The sequence below is a fragment of the Microbulbifer sp. genome, from assembly GCF_051659245.1.
GTDB lineage: Bacteria > Pseudomonadota > Gammaproteobacteria > Pseudomonadales > Cellvibrionaceae > Microbulbifer.
In genome coordinates this window covers 1-13,488 of sequence record NZ_JBOFOC010000159.1, presented here as the reverse complement: position 1 = coordinate 13,488, position 13,488 = coordinate 1, and the positions used below count along the sequence as shown (strand labels likewise).

13 protein-coding genes are annotated in these 13,488 nt (G+C 63.0%); 8 read left to right on the top strand and 5 right to left on the bottom strand.

Annotation, left to right across the window (positions count from 1 at the left end; all coding sequences use genetic code 11):
• Positions 1–12: 12 nt before the first annotated feature.
• The 5 genes from ACRC0P_RS15555 to pyrC all read right to left on the bottom strand — a co-directional run bounded on the left by ACRC0P_RS15555 (position 13) and on the right by pyrC (position 3,935).
• On the bottom strand, positions 13–342 hold the full coding sequence (locus ACRC0P_RS15555) for an AzlD domain-containing protein (protein WP_438632220.1): 330 nt from the start codon (positions 340–342) through the stop codon (positions 13–15).
• Complete coding sequence (locus tag ACRC0P_RS15550) at positions 342–1,052, bottom strand: AzlC family ABC transporter permease (RefSeq protein ID WP_438632219.1); 711 nt, start codon at positions 1,050–1,052, stop codon at positions 342–344. The genes ACRC0P_RS15555 and ACRC0P_RS15550 overlap by 1 nt, the downstream gene beginning before the upstream one ends.
• An 83-nt stretch (positions 1,053–1,135) precedes the next feature.
• Positions 1,136–1,966, bottom strand: coding sequence for an AraC family transcriptional regulator (locus ACRC0P_RS15545; RefSeq protein ID WP_438632218.1), 831 nt, complete (start codon positions 1,964–1,966; stop codon positions 1,136–1,138).
• Between the two features lie 56 nt (positions 1,967–2,022).
• Positions 2,023–2,682: a ribonuclease T gene (gene rnt / locus ACRC0P_RS15540; RefSeq protein WP_438632217.1), complete on the bottom strand. Its 660-nt coding sequence runs from the start codon at positions 2,680–2,682 to the stop codon at positions 2,023–2,025.
• A gap of 212 nt (positions 2,683–2,894) precedes the next feature.
• Complete coding sequence (gene pyrC, locus ACRC0P_RS15535) at positions 2,895–3,935, bottom strand: dihydroorotase (protein WP_438632249.1); 1,041 nt, start codon at positions 3,933–3,935, stop codon at positions 2,895–2,897.
• 290 nt (positions 3,936–4,225) lie between these two features.
• On the opposite strand from pyrC, the gene ACRC0P_RS15530 reads away from it, so the two are divergent.
• From ACRC0P_RS15530 to ACRC0P_RS15495, 8 genes are all read left to right on the top strand, one after another.
• Positions 4,226–5,446, top strand: a complete 1,221-nt coding sequence (locus ACRC0P_RS15530) for an argininosuccinate synthase (RefSeq protein ID WP_438632216.1) — start codon at positions 4,226–4,228, stop codon at positions 5,444–5,446.
• Positions 5,447–5,551: 105 nt separating this feature from the next.
• Complete coding sequence (gene ccoN / locus ACRC0P_RS15525; RefSeq protein ID WP_438632215.1) at positions 5,552–7,006, top strand: cytochrome-c oxidase, cbb3-type subunit I; 1,455 nt, start codon at positions 5,552–5,554, stop codon at positions 7,004–7,006.
• A gap of 11 nt (positions 7,007–7,017) precedes the next feature.
• Positions 7,018–7,635 (top strand): cytochrome-c oxidase, cbb3-type subunit II, encoded by a 618-nt coding sequence (gene ccoO / locus ACRC0P_RS15520; protein WP_438632214.1) that lies wholly within the window; start codon positions 7,018–7,020, stop codon positions 7,633–7,635.
• Positions 7,636–7,650: 15 nt separating this feature from the next.
• The gene (locus ACRC0P_RS15515; RefSeq protein WP_438632213.1) at positions 7,651–7,875 is read left to right on the top strand and encodes a cbb3-type cytochrome oxidase subunit 3; all 225 of its coding nucleotides are present in this window, start codon (positions 7,651–7,653) and stop codon (positions 7,873–7,875) included.
• Positions 7,872–8,780, top strand: a complete 909-nt coding sequence (ccoP, locus tag ACRC0P_RS15510; RefSeq protein WP_438632212.1) for a cytochrome-c oxidase, cbb3-type subunit III — start codon at positions 7,872–7,874, stop codon at positions 8,778–8,780. The genes ACRC0P_RS15515 and ccoP overlap by 4 nt, the downstream gene beginning before the upstream one ends.
• Before the next feature lie 154 nt (positions 8,781–8,934).
• Complete coding sequence (gene ccoG / locus ACRC0P_RS15505; protein WP_438632211.1) at positions 8,935–10,353, top strand: cytochrome c oxidase accessory protein CcoG; 1,419 nt, start codon at positions 8,935–8,937, stop codon at positions 10,351–10,353.
• Between the two features lie 159 nt (positions 10,354–10,512).
• Positions 10,513–11,037 carry a FixH family protein gene (locus ACRC0P_RS15500; protein WP_438632210.1) on the top strand — a complete coding sequence of 175 codons (525 nt, stop codon included), beginning with the start codon at positions 10,513–10,515 and terminating at the stop codon, positions 11,035–11,037.
• A partial coding sequence (locus ACRC0P_RS15495) for a heavy metal translocating P-type ATPase (protein ID WP_438632209.1) occupies positions 11,034–13,488 on the top strand: 2,455 nt, incomplete at its 3' end. The genes ACRC0P_RS15500 and ACRC0P_RS15495, both read left to right, overlap by 4 nt.

Below are 13,488 nucleotides of genomic sequence, written 5' to 3'. Positions count from 1 at the left end.
GCAACACCGCCTTCAGAGCGGCAACTGGCCCAATGTCCAGCGCAGCAGGAAGAACACCAGCAGCCCGCCGCCGATGGTCGCCAGCAGGTGCCGGGTGAGGGCGGCGATGGCGATGGTCGCCAGCCCGGCCAGCAGGTAGGCATTGTCCGGACCCACGGACCAGTGCTCGCCATCCGGCAACAGCATGCCCGGCACCACGATGGCGGTGAGCACCGCGGTCGGCACGTAGTGCAGGCCCTGGCGCACCAGCGGCGGGAAGCGCAGGTCGGGAAAGGCGAACAGGCTGTAGCGGATCGAAAAGGTGATCGCCAGCATGCCGAGAATCAATAGCCAGTTGTCCATCAGGCCAGCTCCTCCACCATCTGTTCCTTGCGCCGCTCCAGCATCACGCCGACGGCTATCCCGCTGAATGCCGCCGCCATCAGGCCGAGCTTGTACGGCAGGCCATAACAGGCCAGGGCCACCGCGGCCGCCACCAGGGCTGCCGCCACCTGGGGGCTGTTGCGCAGCGTGGGCACGACGATGCCGATAAAGGTCGCCAGCATGGCGAAGTCCAGCCCCCACGCGCTTAGATTTGGCACGCTCTTACCGAACAGTACGCCGATCAGGGTGCTCAGTAGCCAGTTCAGGTACATGGCCAGCGCCGCGCCGAAAAAATACCAGTGCTTGTTCGGCGAGACATCGGACCCGGTGTAGCGATGCAGCACCACCGCGTAGGCCTCGTCGGTCAGCCAGAAGGCCAGCGGCATCCGCCAGCGCTTGGGCAGATGGCGCACGAAGGGCTGCAGGCTGGCGCTGTAGAGGGCGTGGCGCAGGTTGACGACGAAGGTGGTGAGCAACAGCACGATCAAGCCGGTGCCGGCGTTGAGCAGGCTGATGGTGATAAACTGGGCCGAGCCGGCGAACACCAGCAGCGACATGCCGAGGGTCTGCCAGGCACTCAGCCCGGCGGCGCCGGCCAGGCTGCCGAAGATGATGCCGAAGGGCATGGCGCCGAGCAGCATCGGCAGCATGTCGCGGGCGCCCTGGGTGAATTCTTGCAAGCGGGTCATGGACGTTCTCCTCCTGACCCGGAAGCCTAGCGCCGCCGCTGCGCCAGGTCTTGAACGATCTTGCGCAGTTGTGCGGCGGATATCTACCGGGTGCAGGCCCTGCGATATTCGCCGGGGCCGACGCCATAGGCCTGCTTGAACTGGCGGGTCAGGTGGCTCTGGTCGGCGAAGCCAAGTTGCAGGGCCACGTCGAGCGGCGCGCAGCCATCCTTCAGCAGGGCGCGTGCATGCTCCAGGCGTCGCTGCCTGAGCCAGGCATGGGGCGGCAGGCCGGTGGCGCGGCGAAAAACCCGGGCGAAGTGGAACGGCGACAGGTTGACCGCCGCCGCCAGTTGCTCCAGCGATGGCGGCTCGGCCATACGGCTGCTCAACAGTTCCTTCGCCAGCGCCACTGCCTGCGGCTCGCGCCCCGGCGACGGCGCCTCGGGAATATGGGCATGGCGCTGGAACAGCAGGAGGATCGCCTCGCGCCAGGCGGTCTGTTGCTGCAAGGCGCTGGCGCCGCCGTCGAGCAGGCGGTGCAGCTGGGCAAAGCGCCGGTGTAACTGCGGGTCATGCAGCACGCTGGCCGAGAATGTGGGCAGCCCCCTCCGGCCCAGCTGCAGCTCCTCCAATACTCCGACAACCTGGGCATTGTCCGGGTAGAAACCGCGGTAACTCCATCCCTGCTCATGCGCCTTGGAGCCGGTGTGCACTTCGTCGGGATTGATCAGCACCATGCTGCCCACCGGCGCCAGGTGTTCGCCTCCCTTGTGGCGGAAGCGCTGGGCACCCCGTTCGATCACCGTGAACACAAAGCCTTCATGCACATGGGGGGCGAAGCGCTGCTCAAGATATTGCGCGTGCAGCAACTCCACTCCGCCGAGCTCACGGGATTGCCAGAAACGGGTCTGTTCGCTGCTGCCCTTGGCCATCGTTTACGCGCTGAATTCTTTCGGTTGTTGCTTGCGGCCAGTGACCGTCGAACAAGTCAGTCGCCGCTTGATTCCCGCGGGGGCCATCCCCCCAGTTCCCGCCATCGATTCACGATACCGCAGAACAGTTCCGCGGTCTTCTCCGCGTCGTATTCGGCGGAGTGGGCGCTGCTGTTGTTGAACTCGATACCGGCCGCCTGGCAGGCCTTGGCCAGTACCGTCTGCCCGTAGGCGAGGCCGGCGAGGGTGGCGGTGTCGAAGCAGGAAAAGGGGTGGAAGGGGTTGCGCTTGATGCCGCAGCGGTCCACGGCGGCGTTGATAAAGCCGAGGTCGAAATGGGCGTTGTGGGCCACCACCACGGCGCGGGTGCAGCTGTGTTTCTTTACCGCTGCGCGCACCTTGCGGAAGAGTTCCGGCAGGGCGATTTCCTCGGGAACGGCGTCGCGATCCGGGGATTCCAGGTCCACGCCGATAAAGTCCAGCGCCGACTGCTCTATATTGGCGCCCTCGAAAGGGTCCAGGTGGAAACTGTGGGTCTCCACCGGTTTGAGCACGCCGCTTTCGTCCATATCCAGGATCACTGCGGAGATTTCCAGCAGGGCATCGGTGCGCGCATTGAAGCCGCCGCACTCCAGGTCCACCACTACGGGCAGGAAGCCGCGAAATCGCTGCGCCAGGAGGCTTTTGGGTCCGGTGGGTTCTTCCGCGGGGGTCACTTGGGGTCCTTAAAAATCAAAAATCTGACTTGGTTTCGAAGCTTATTTGTAGGATGGGCACACTTCGCTTTGCCCATCCTACGGATCTTTCCCTGTAGGAGCCTGCTTGCAGGCGAAAAGAACAGAACTCCGTAGCTTTTCGCCTGCAAGCAGGCTCCTACGGCACAATCCCGGAAGTTCCGAGTCCCGAGTCCCGAGTCCCGAGTCCCCAATCATACCAACCGCCAGCTCAATACCTCCCCGGCGGCCAGGGGAATCAATTGTTCCTCGCCCATGGCCAGGCTTTCCGGCAGGGCCCAGGGCCGCTTCTCCAGGGTGATGGTATCCGTGTTGCGCGGCAGGCCGTAGAAATCCGGGCCGAACTCGCTGGCGAAGCCCTCCAGCTTGTCCAGCTTGCCGACGCGGTCGAAAGCCTCGGCGTAGAGTTCGATGGCGCTGAAGGCGGTATAGCAGCCGGCGCAGCCGCAGGCGGTCTCCTTCTTGTGCTGGGCGTGGGGCGCAGAGTCGGTGCCCAGGAAGAATTTCGGGCTGCCGCTGGTGGCCGCTTCGATCAGCGCGGACTGGTGGTAGCTGCGCTTGAGGATCGGCAGGCAGTAGTAGTGGGGCCGGATGCCGCCTACCAACATGTGGTTGCGGTTGTACAGCAGGTGGTGCGCGGTGATGGTGGCGCCCACGCCGTCGCGAGCCTGGCCGACAAATTCCGCCGCCTGGGCGGTGGTGATATGTTCCAGCACGATTCTCAGCTGTGGAAAGTCGTTCACCACCCTGGACAGGATCTTTTCGATAAATACCCGCTCGCGGTCGAAGATATCGATATCCGCGGTGGTGACTTCCCCGTGCAGCAGCAGTTTCATGCCACATGCCTGCATGGCCTCCAGCGCCGGGTAGATGTTGGCGATATCGGTGACCCCGGAATCGGAGTTGGTGGTGGCGCCAGCGGGATAGAGTTTGGCGGCGACCACGCCGGCCCGATGGGCCTGGCGGACGACTTCCGCACTGGTCCGGTCGGTCAGGTAGATCACCATCAGCGGCTCGAAGGAGTTGCCCTCGGGAATCTGCTTGCGGATGCGCAACTGGTAGGAGAGGGCGTCTTCCGCATCTACTACCGGCGGCACCAGGTTGGGCATCACGATGGCGCGGCGAAACTGCCTGGCTGCGTCGCCCACGGTGCGCGGGAGAGCGGCGCCGTCGCGCAGGTGGATATGCCAGTCGTCCGGAGTACGTAAAGTGACGCGGAGGGTGGGTTGCTCCATCATAGGCTGTGGTCAAATGGCCGGTGGTTAGTGGATGCGATCAGCGCCGCGAATGCTACCCGAAGCGCGGCCAAATTGCGATGAATTGTCTGGTTAAGAAATGTACAATGGCGAGTCGGTAGCCTGCTGGCGCTAGTCGTCCGCGAGTTGAGGCGCTACAATCGCGCCCCGAAAAAGGCGGGCCAACCGCTTATCATGGGTACACTTCCAACAATAATCCCTCCCAGACCGACACTCTCCGGGGCGTGGTAGCGCTCTGTGTGGCGGCTTATTCCCAGCAGAGGACAGCAATGAGCAAAATCGACAAAGTGGTACTTGCGTACTCCGGCGGACTGGACACTTCCGTGATTGTGCGCTGGCTGCAGGAAACCTATGACTGCGAGGTGGTGACCTTCACCGCCGATATCGGCCAGGGCGAGGAGGTGGAACCGGCGCGCGCCAAGGCGCAGGCGCTGGGGGTGAAGGATATCTATATCGACGACCTGCGCGAGGAGTATGTGCGCGATTTCGTCTTCCCCATGTTCCGCGCCAACACCATCTACGAGGGCGAGTACCTGCTGGGCACCTCCATCGCCCGCCCGCTGATCGCCAAACGCCTGATCGAGATCGCCAACGAGACCGGTGCCGATGCCATTTCCCATGGGGCCACCGGCAAGGGTAACGACCAGGTGCGTTTCGAGCTCGGCGCCTACGCGCTCAAGCCGGGTATCCAGGTCATCGCCCCCTGGCGGGAGTGGGACCTCACTTCCCGCGAAAAGCTGATGCAGTACTGCGAACAGCACAAGATCCCGGTGGACTTCTCCTCCGGCAAGAAGAAGTCCCCCTATTCCATGGACGCCAACCTGCTGCATATCTCCTATGAGGGCGGTGTGCTGGAGGACCCCTGGGCGGAAGCCGAGGAGGACATGTGGCGCTGGAGCGTGAGTCCGGAAGCGGCGCCGGACAAACCTCTCTATATCACCCTGACATTTGAGAACGGCGATCCGGTGGCCATCGACGGCGAGCGCCTGAGCCCGGCGACCCTGCTGGAGAAGCTGAACAAACTGGGCGGCGCCAATGGCATTGGCCGCCTGGATATCGTCGAGAACCGCTACGTGGGCATGAAGTCCCGGGGCTGCTACGAGACTCCCGGCGGCACCATCCTGCTCAAGGCGCACCGCGCCATCGAGTCCATCACTCTGGACCGGGAGGTGGCACATATGAAAGACGAGCTGATGCCGCGCTACGCCAAGCTGATCTACAACGGCTACTGGTGGTCCCCGGAGCGCCGCATGCTGCAGGCGGCCATTGATGAATCCCAGCAGGTTGTCAACGGTGAGGTGCGCCTGAAGCTGTATAAAGGCAGCGTCAGCGCCGTGGGCCGCCGCTCCGCGGAGAGCCTGTTCGACGAGCGTATCGCCACCTTTGAAGAGGATGCCGGTGCCTATGACCAGAAGGACGCCGAGGGTTTCATCAAATTGAATGCCCTGAGACTGCGGATTGCCGCCGGCAAGGGAAGAAAATTGATATAGATCAGTTCCCGCCGGCAACGGGTGCGTTTAAATCCCTGCCCGTGAGATACATCTGTGTAGCCGGCCGCGAGAGCACGAATTTTAAAAAGTAACGGAAGTAAGACGATGACGACAACCGTGGCAAAGGCCGGCGATACGCCGGACTATGACTACACCGTAGTACGCCAGTTCACCATTATGGCGGTGGTGTGGGGTATTTTCGGTATGGGTATGGGGGTGCTGATCGCAGCGCAGCTTGCGTGGCCGGAGTTGAACAACTTCTGGCAGCCCTTCAGTCACTTTGGCCGCCTGCGCCCGCTGCACACAAATGCGGTGATCTTTGCCTTCGGCGGCAGTGTGCTGTTCGCGACTTCCTATTACGTGGTGCAGCGCACTTGCCAGACCCGCCTGTGGGGCGGCTGGCTGATCCCGTTTACCTTCTGGGGCTGGCAGGTGGTGATTGTCGCCGCGGCCATCACCCTGCCCATGGGCTACACCTCCACCAAGGAGTACGCGGAGCTGGAGTGGCCGATCGATATCCTGATCGCGCTGATCTGGGTTGCCTACGCACTGGTGTTCTTCGGCACCATCGCCAAGCGCCGGACTTCGCACATCTATGTGGCCAACTGGTTCTTCGGTGCCTATATCATCACCATCGCCGCGCTGCATATCGTCAATAACCTGGAAATCCCGGTCGCGCCGTTCAAGTCCTACTCCATCTACTCCGGTACCAAGGACGCGATGATCCAGTGGTGGTACGGGCACAACGCGGTGGGCTTCTTCCTCACCGCCGCCTTTCTCGGCATCATGTATTACTTCGTGCCCAAGCAGGCGGGCAGGCCCATCTATTCCTACCAGCTGTCCATCGTGCACTTCTGGGCGCTGATTTCCATCTACGTCTGGGCCGGCGGCCACCACCTGCACTACTCGGCGCTGCCGGACTGGACCCAGAGCCTGGCGATGGTGATGTCGATCATCCTGCTCGCCCCCTCCTGGGGTGGCATGATCAACGGCATCATGACCCTCTCCGGCGCCTGGCACAAACTGCGCACCGACCCGACCCTGCGCTTTTTGGTGGTGTCCCTGTCGTTCTACGGCATGTCCACCTTCGAGGGGCCGATGATGTCCATCAAGACGGTCAACGCGCTGTCCCACAACACCGACTGGACCGTGGGCCACGTGCACTCCGGCGCCTTGGGCTGGGTGGCGATGATTTCCATCGGCGCCATCTATCACTTGGTACCGGTGCTCTTCCACCGCAGGCAGATGTACAGCGTGCAGCTGATCAACGCCCACTTCTGGCTGGCTACCGTGGGCACCGTCCTGTACATCGCCGCCATGTGGGTCAATGGCATCACCCAGGGCCTGATGTGGCGCGCCTTTAACGCCGACGGCACGCTGACCTACAGCTTTGTGGAGAGCGTGATCGCCAGTCACCCGGGTTACGTAGTGCGTTGGCTGGGCGGGGCCCTCTTCCTGCTGGGGATGTTCATAATGGCCTACAACGTGTTCCGCACCGTCACCGAAGAGGAAGATGTGGCCCGCAATGACAACACAGCGCCAGTGCCGCATGCGGTTTAGGAGGTCGAATCGTGAAAAATCATGACATAGTAGAGAAGAACGTCGGCATCCTGATCATATTCACCATCATCGCCATCAGCTTCGGCGCCCTGGTGGAAATCGTGCCGCAGTTTTTTATCGAGGCGAACGTGGAGCCCATCGCCGGCCTCAAGCCGCTGGGGCCGGTCGAACTGGAAGGGCGGGATATCTATATCCGCGAGGGTTGCCACGTGTGCCACACGCAGATGGTGCGCCCCCTGCGCGCCGAAGTGGAACGTTACGGCCACTATTCCATGTCCCAGGAGTCCGTCTACGATCACCCCTTCCTGTGGGGTTCCAAGCGCACCGGCCCGGACTTGGCCCGCGTGGGCGGCCGCTACTCCGACGAGTGGCACCGCGCGCACCTGTACAACCCGCGCAACGTGGTGCCGGAATCCAATATGCCTTCCTTCCCCTGGCTGTTTGACAATGTGGTCCACGGCGATCGCACTGCCATCAAGATGCGCGCGCTTCGCACAGTGGGCGTGCCCTATACCGATGAGGATATCGCCAAGGCCGGCGAGCCCTTTGTGGGCGGCCGGGTAAAAGAGATCGACGCGCTGGTCGCCTACCTGCAGCAGTTGGGTGTTCTGGTTCAGCAGAAACGCTAACGGAGCGGGATATTCGTGGATATTGACACATTGCGAGTAATCGGCGTCGTCCTGGGGACGCTGGCATTTTTGGGAATCTGTTGGTGGGCTTTTTCCCCCAAGCGCAAAAAGCGCTTTGAAGAGGACGCCGAACTGCCGTTTGCCGATGAGGAGCTGTCCGAGCGGTCAGCGAGAAAGGCTGGCGAGAAAAAAGAAAGCGAAACACCGGCAAAACAGAATACGAGGCAAGACGATAAATGAGTACCTTCTGGAGTATATGGGTCATTGTGCTCACTCTCGCCAACCTGGCACTGGTCGCCTGGATATTATTCGCCAACCGCCGGGTTGCGGTGAGCGACCAGGAAGATCCGGAAAACCGTACCACCGGTCACGTGTACGACGGTATCGAAGAGTACGACAACCCCCTGCCCAGGTGGTGGTTTCTGCTGTTTGTCGCCACACTGGTTTTTACCGGCATCTACCTGGCGATCTACCCCGGGCTGGGCAACTTCAAGGGCTTCAGCGGCTGGACCTCCGTAGGCCAGTTGGAGAACGAGGAGGCCAAGGCCCGAGAGCAGTTTGATGAGACCTTCGGCCGGTATGTGGAAATGTCTGTCGAAGAGATCGCCGACAACCGCGAAGCGCTGAAAATGGGCGCGCGCATCTTCGCCAACAACTGCGCCGTATGCCACGGCGCCGATGGCGGCGGCAACTACGGCTTCCCGAACCTGACCGACAACGATTGGCTCTACGGCGGCTCTCCGGAAGACATCCTCAAGACGATTCACGACGGTCGCCAGGGTACTATGCCGCCCCAGGGGGCAGTGATCGGCGAAGAGGGTGTGAGGAATGCCGCGGAATACGTACTGGCTCTGAACGGGCTGGAGCACGATACTGCCATGGCCGCTGAGGGCCAGAAGATCTTCGGCGCTGTGTGCCATGTCTGTCACGGTGCAGACGGCAAGGGCAACCAGGCCATGGGCGCCCCCAACCTGACCAACAATATCTGGCTCTACGGTGGTAGTCGCGAGCAGATACAACACACCGTCCGCAGTGGCCGCAGCAACGAGATGCCGAAGCAGGAAGACAAGTTGCGCGAAGACAAGATCAAGCTGGTGGCGGGCTATGTATATAGCCTCTCCCGCCAGGAAGAGGTACAGCAATGATGAATGCGGAATGCTGAATGCGGAATATGCGATCTGACACTGTATTTGTTGTAGGAGCGGCCAGCGGCGGATGGCCGCCCCGCCGCTCCTACAGCGCGAATGCCCAATCGCGCATTCACAGCCTTCGGCTGTGCAAATCGGCGATCTTCGAACCATGACCGATCGAATTCCCACGCGCGAAGAGCAGGACGGCGATGGCGAAGTGCGCTATCGCATGCTCTACGAGTCCGAAGACAAGGTCTATATCCGGCATATCCGCGGGTTTTACACCCGTATCCGCAAATACACCGGCCTGCCGCTGCTGGCGCTGTTCTTCTTTATCCCCTGGCTGAATATCGAAGGCCGCCAGGCGGTACACTTCGATGTGCCCGCGCGGCAATTCCACATTTTCTGGACCACCTTCGGCCCCCAGGACGGCTTCCTGCTCGCCTGGCTGCTGATCATCGCCGCCTTTGCGCTGTTTGCGGTCACCACCTGGCTGGGGCGGGTCTGGTGCGGTTTCACCTGCCCGCAAACGGTGTGGACCCTGATGTTTATCTGGGCTGAGCGCATCTGTGAAGGCGACCGCAACAAGCGCATGAAGCTGGACGCCGGCCCCTGGAGTGCGGAAAAGATTTTGCGCAAGGGCGGCACCCACGCCATCTGGATTTTTATCTCCCTGGCCACGGCGCTGGCATTCGTGGGTTATTTCTACGGTATTCGCGACCTGGTGGTGGACCTGGCCGGTTTCCAGGCCCATCCCCAGGGGATCTTCTGGGTGGGCTTCTTTACCCTCGCCACTTATATGAACGCCGGTTTCCTGCGCGAGCAGGTGTGCAAATACATGTGCCCCTATGCGCGCTTCCAGTCGGTGATGTACGACCGCGACACCCTGACGGTGCACTACGACGCCCGCCGCGGCGAGACCCGTGGCCCGCGCAAGAAAGGCATCGACTACCGCGCCGAGGGGCTGGGGGACTGCATCGACTGCTATTGGTGCGTGCAGGTATGCCCGGTGGATATCGATATCCGCGACGGCCTGCAGTACGAGTGCATCAACTGCGGCCTTTGTGTGGACGCCTGTAACAGCGTGATGGACAAAATGGAATATCCGCGCGGGCTGATTCGCTACACCTCGGAGGACGAACTGGAAACCGGCAAAACCCAGTTGCTGCGCCCGCGCCTGTTCGGCTATGCCCTGGTGTTGCTGTTGATGGCCGGACTGTTCGTGCAGCAGGTGGTTACCCGCAGCCCCATCGAGGCGGAAGTCCTGCGCGACCGCGGTGCGCGGTTGTTCCGGGAGACACAGGGACTGATCCAGAATGTGTACACCGTCAAGATCAACAACATGGACCAGGCCCCACACGAATTTTCCATCCGCGTGGAGGGTAAAGTCGGATACGACTATACGTTGCGTATGCCGCGGGATATCTACCTGAAGGCCGGCGAAATTTTTGCCGTGCCCATCCGCGTGAGCATACCGAAGGAGCAGTTGAAGGATGCGAAGCACGATATTTATATCGTGGTGCAGGCAGTGGATGAGCCGGAACTGGTGGACAAGCGCCAGACGGTGTTTATTGGACCGAAACCGTAATATTGAGGGCTCAGGGGAAGGCTACTGGAGCTTAATGAGAAGGTCCTGATGCCGGGGGCTTTTTGCCAGACCTTACGCGGCCATGGATGGCCGGCAGCAGGGCCGCCACCCGCCTGGCTATAGAGCGCCGGGGAAGAGGTAACCATTTTTAATAGCATTATGAACGAACACAATTCGAAACCCTGGTACCGCGAGCCCTGGCTCTGGCTGGTGCTGTCGCCGATTATTCTGGTGGTGGTGGTCGGTGCGATTATGGTGACCATCTCGGTGCGCTATGCCGACGACACCGTGAGCGACACCTACTACAAAGACAGCCGCATGTATCGCTACAGCGCCCACCAGGACGAGCGCGCCCGCGAGCTGGGGCTGGCGGGGATGCTACAGTTCCAAAGCAGCGCCGGCAAAGTGGTGCTGGAACTGAACGGCGATCTCGAATACCCGCAGCGGCTGCTGCTGACCCTGAGCCACCCGGTGGAGGCGGACCAGGACCGGCATATCCTGCTCACCCGCGAGAGCGGAGGGCGCTACGCCGGGTCCATCGACCAGCCTCTGCAGCACCGCTGGTACCTGCGCCTGATGCCGGAACTGCACCCGGCCCGACACCTGAAGGCGGAGTGGCGCCTCAAGGGCGAAATCGATTTCGACCTGGGAGACGCCGCACCCCTCAATCCCGCCAGCCAATGAGCGCAATTAGTTGCTTTCACTGCGGCCTGCCGGTGCCCCCCGGCAGCCGTCACTCGGTGCTGATCAACGGAGCTGAACGACCCATGTGCTGCCCCGGCTGCGAGGCAGTGGCCGGCGCCATTGTGGCCGGGGGCCTGGACAACTTCTATCGCTATCGCGATACCTGCAGCGAGCGCCCGGAGCCGGCAGTGTCGGGTTCCAATTCTGCCAGTTGGGCCGCCTACGACCTGCCGGAAGTTCAAAAACAGTTTGTGCGCGAACATGAAGACGGCCTGAAAATTGCCGGTCTGCTGGTGGGCGGTATCAGCTGTGCCGCCTGTGTTTGGCTGATCGAAAAGCACCTGGGTCGCCTGCCCGGGGTTGGAAAAGTCTCGGTCAACGCGAGCAGCCAGCGCGCACAAATCTGTTTTGATCCCCAGGCCATACAGCCGTGCCGGCTGTTTGCCGAACTGGCGCGCATCGGTTACCGACCGGCGCCGGCCACCGCAGCTGAAAGCGAGCGGCTGATCCGGGACGAACAGCGCAGCGCCCTGCGCCGCCTGGGCGTGGCCGGGCTGGGCACCATGCAGGTGATGATGTTCGCCATCGCCCTCTACTTCGGCGCCAGTTCCGGCATCGATCCGCAACTGGAGCGCTATCTGCGCTGGGTGTCGCTGCTGGTGGCCACCCCGGTGGTCCTCTATGCCGCGCGGCCTTTTTTCTCCGCCGCCCTGCGCAGCCTGCGCGGCGGCCAGTTGAGTATGGATGTGCCGGTATCCCTGGCCATCGGGCTGGCCTACGCGGCGAGCTTTTACGCCACGGTATTCAATACCGGCGACGTGTACTTCGAATCCATCTCCATGTTCACCTTTTTCCTGCTGCTGGGGCGCACCGTGGAAATGCGCGCGCGCCATCGCGCGGGGCTCGCCCGGGGCGGGCTGGCGCAGTTGCTGCCGCTGACCGCGACCCGCCTCACCGGCTCCGGCGAGGAGTCGGTACCGGTGGCGGCGCTGGCACCGGGAGATCGCCTGCTGCTGCGCCCGGGGGACACCATTCCCGCGGACGGCGAGGTCTGCGACGGAGAGAGCGGGGTGGACGAATCCCTGCTCAGCGGCGAGTCGGCACTGCAGCAAAAAACCGTAGGCGATCGGGTTTTTGCCGGCAGCGTCAACGGCGATTCCCCGCTCAGGATAAAAGTGCTGGCCGCCGGCGAGGCCACCCGCCTGTCCGCGATCGAAAAACTGGTGGAGCGGGCGCAGCTGGAAAAGCCGCTACAGGTGGCGCTGGCGGACCGGGTCGCCGGGGTGTTTGTCGGCCTGGTGCTGCTGGCGGCGCTGGGCGCCTTCTCTTTTTGGTGGCAGGTGGAGCCCGACCGGGCCTTCTGGGTGGCGCTGTCGGTACTGGTGGTGACCTGTCCCTGCGCTCTGTCCCTGGCCACACCGGCGGCGCTGGCGGCGGCCACCCTGCGCCTGCAGCAGTTGGGACTGCTGGTGGCCGGCGGCCATGTGCTGGAAACACTGCCCCGGCTCACCCGGGTGGTGTTCGACAAGACCGGCACCCTGACCCGGGGCGAGCCGCGCATCCTGCGCATCGAAATCCTGCGCGAGGGTTGGACGCCGCAGCGAGTGAAGGATTGTGCGGCGGCGCTGGAGTCGGAGAGCAACCATCCGCTGGCGCGGGCTTTTCGCGCCTGGACCGGCAACCTCTCCGCAACCGGGTTGCGCGTGCACACCGGCCGGGGGTTGGAGGGTGTGATCGAGGGTGTCCGTTACCGGCTGGGGCGCGCCGACTTCGCCCTGTCACAGCCCCTGCAGGTGCCCGCGGGCGAAGGACAGTGTCTGTTGCTGTCAGATGAGGGTGGGGCTGTCGCCTGGATAGCCCTGGGCGATCGCCTGCGCTCCACGGCGAAAGCGGCGGTGGATCAGTTGGCGGGGGCGGGGCTGGCGGTGGAACTACTCAGCGGCGACCAGTCCGCGGAAGTGGCGCGCCTGGCGGCGCAGGCCGGCATTGATGAATATCGCTCCGGCGCCTCCCCGGAGGACAAGCTGGCGCGGCTGCGCGAGCTGCAGCAGCGCGGCGAGCGGGTGTTGATGGTGGGCGACGGCCTCAACGATGTGCCGGTGCTGTCCGGTGCCGACGTGTCCGTATCGATGATGTCCGCCGCGGACCTGGCCCAATCCAGGGCCGATGCGATTCTGTTGCGCGGCGACCTCGCCGTGCTGCCCCGGGCTGTGGCGCTGGCACTGAAATGCCGGCGCATCGTGCGCCAGAACCTGGCCTGGGCGCTGGGTTACAATGCGCTGGCACTGCCGCTGGCGGTGTGCGGCCTGGTGCCGCCCTGGGCGGCGGCCATCGGTATGTCCGTCAGCTCCCTGGTGGTGGTGCTCAATGCGCTGCGTCTTTCCCGGGGCGAGGGGCAGCCTGCGGACACCCCCTCCCCCAGCCCCTCCCCCGCAATCGGGGGAGGGGAGT

Excerpts from the sequence above, each read along its gene's own strand:
- ACRC0P_RS15555 (WP_438632220.1), bottom strand. The coding sequence starts at position 342 with ATGGACAACTGGCTATTGATTCTCGGCATGCTGGCGATCACCTTTTCG.
- ACRC0P_RS15550 (WP_438632219.1), bottom strand. The coding sequence starts at position 1,052 with ATGACCCGCTTGCAAGAATTCACCCAGGGCGCCCGCGACATGCTGCCG.
- ACRC0P_RS15545 (WP_438632218.1), bottom strand. The coding sequence starts at position 1,966 with ATGGCCAAGGGCAGCAGCGAACAGACCCGTTTCTGGCAATCCCGTGAG.
- pyrC (WP_438632249.1), bottom strand. The coding sequence starts at position 3,935 with ATGGAGCAACCCACCCTCCGCGTCACTTTACGTACTCCGGACGACTGG.
- ACRC0P_RS15530 (WP_438632216.1), top strand. The coding sequence starts at position 4,226 with ATGAGCAAAATCGACAAAGTGGTACTTGCGTACTCCGGCGGACTGGAC.
- ccoN (WP_438632215.1), top strand. The coding sequence starts at position 5,552 with ATGACGACAACCGTGGCAAAGGCCGGCGATACGCCGGACTATGACTAC.
- ccoP (WP_438632212.1), top strand. The coding sequence starts at position 7,872 with ATGAGTACCTTCTGGAGTATATGGGTCATTGTGCTCACTCTCGCCAAC.
- ccoG (WP_438632211.1), top strand. The coding sequence starts at position 8,935 with ATGACCGATCGAATTCCCACGCGCGAAGAGCAGGACGGCGATGGCGAA.
- ACRC0P_RS15500 (WP_438632210.1), top strand. The coding sequence starts at position 10,513 with ATGAACGAACACAATTCGAAACCCTGGTACCGCGAGCCCTGGCTCTGG.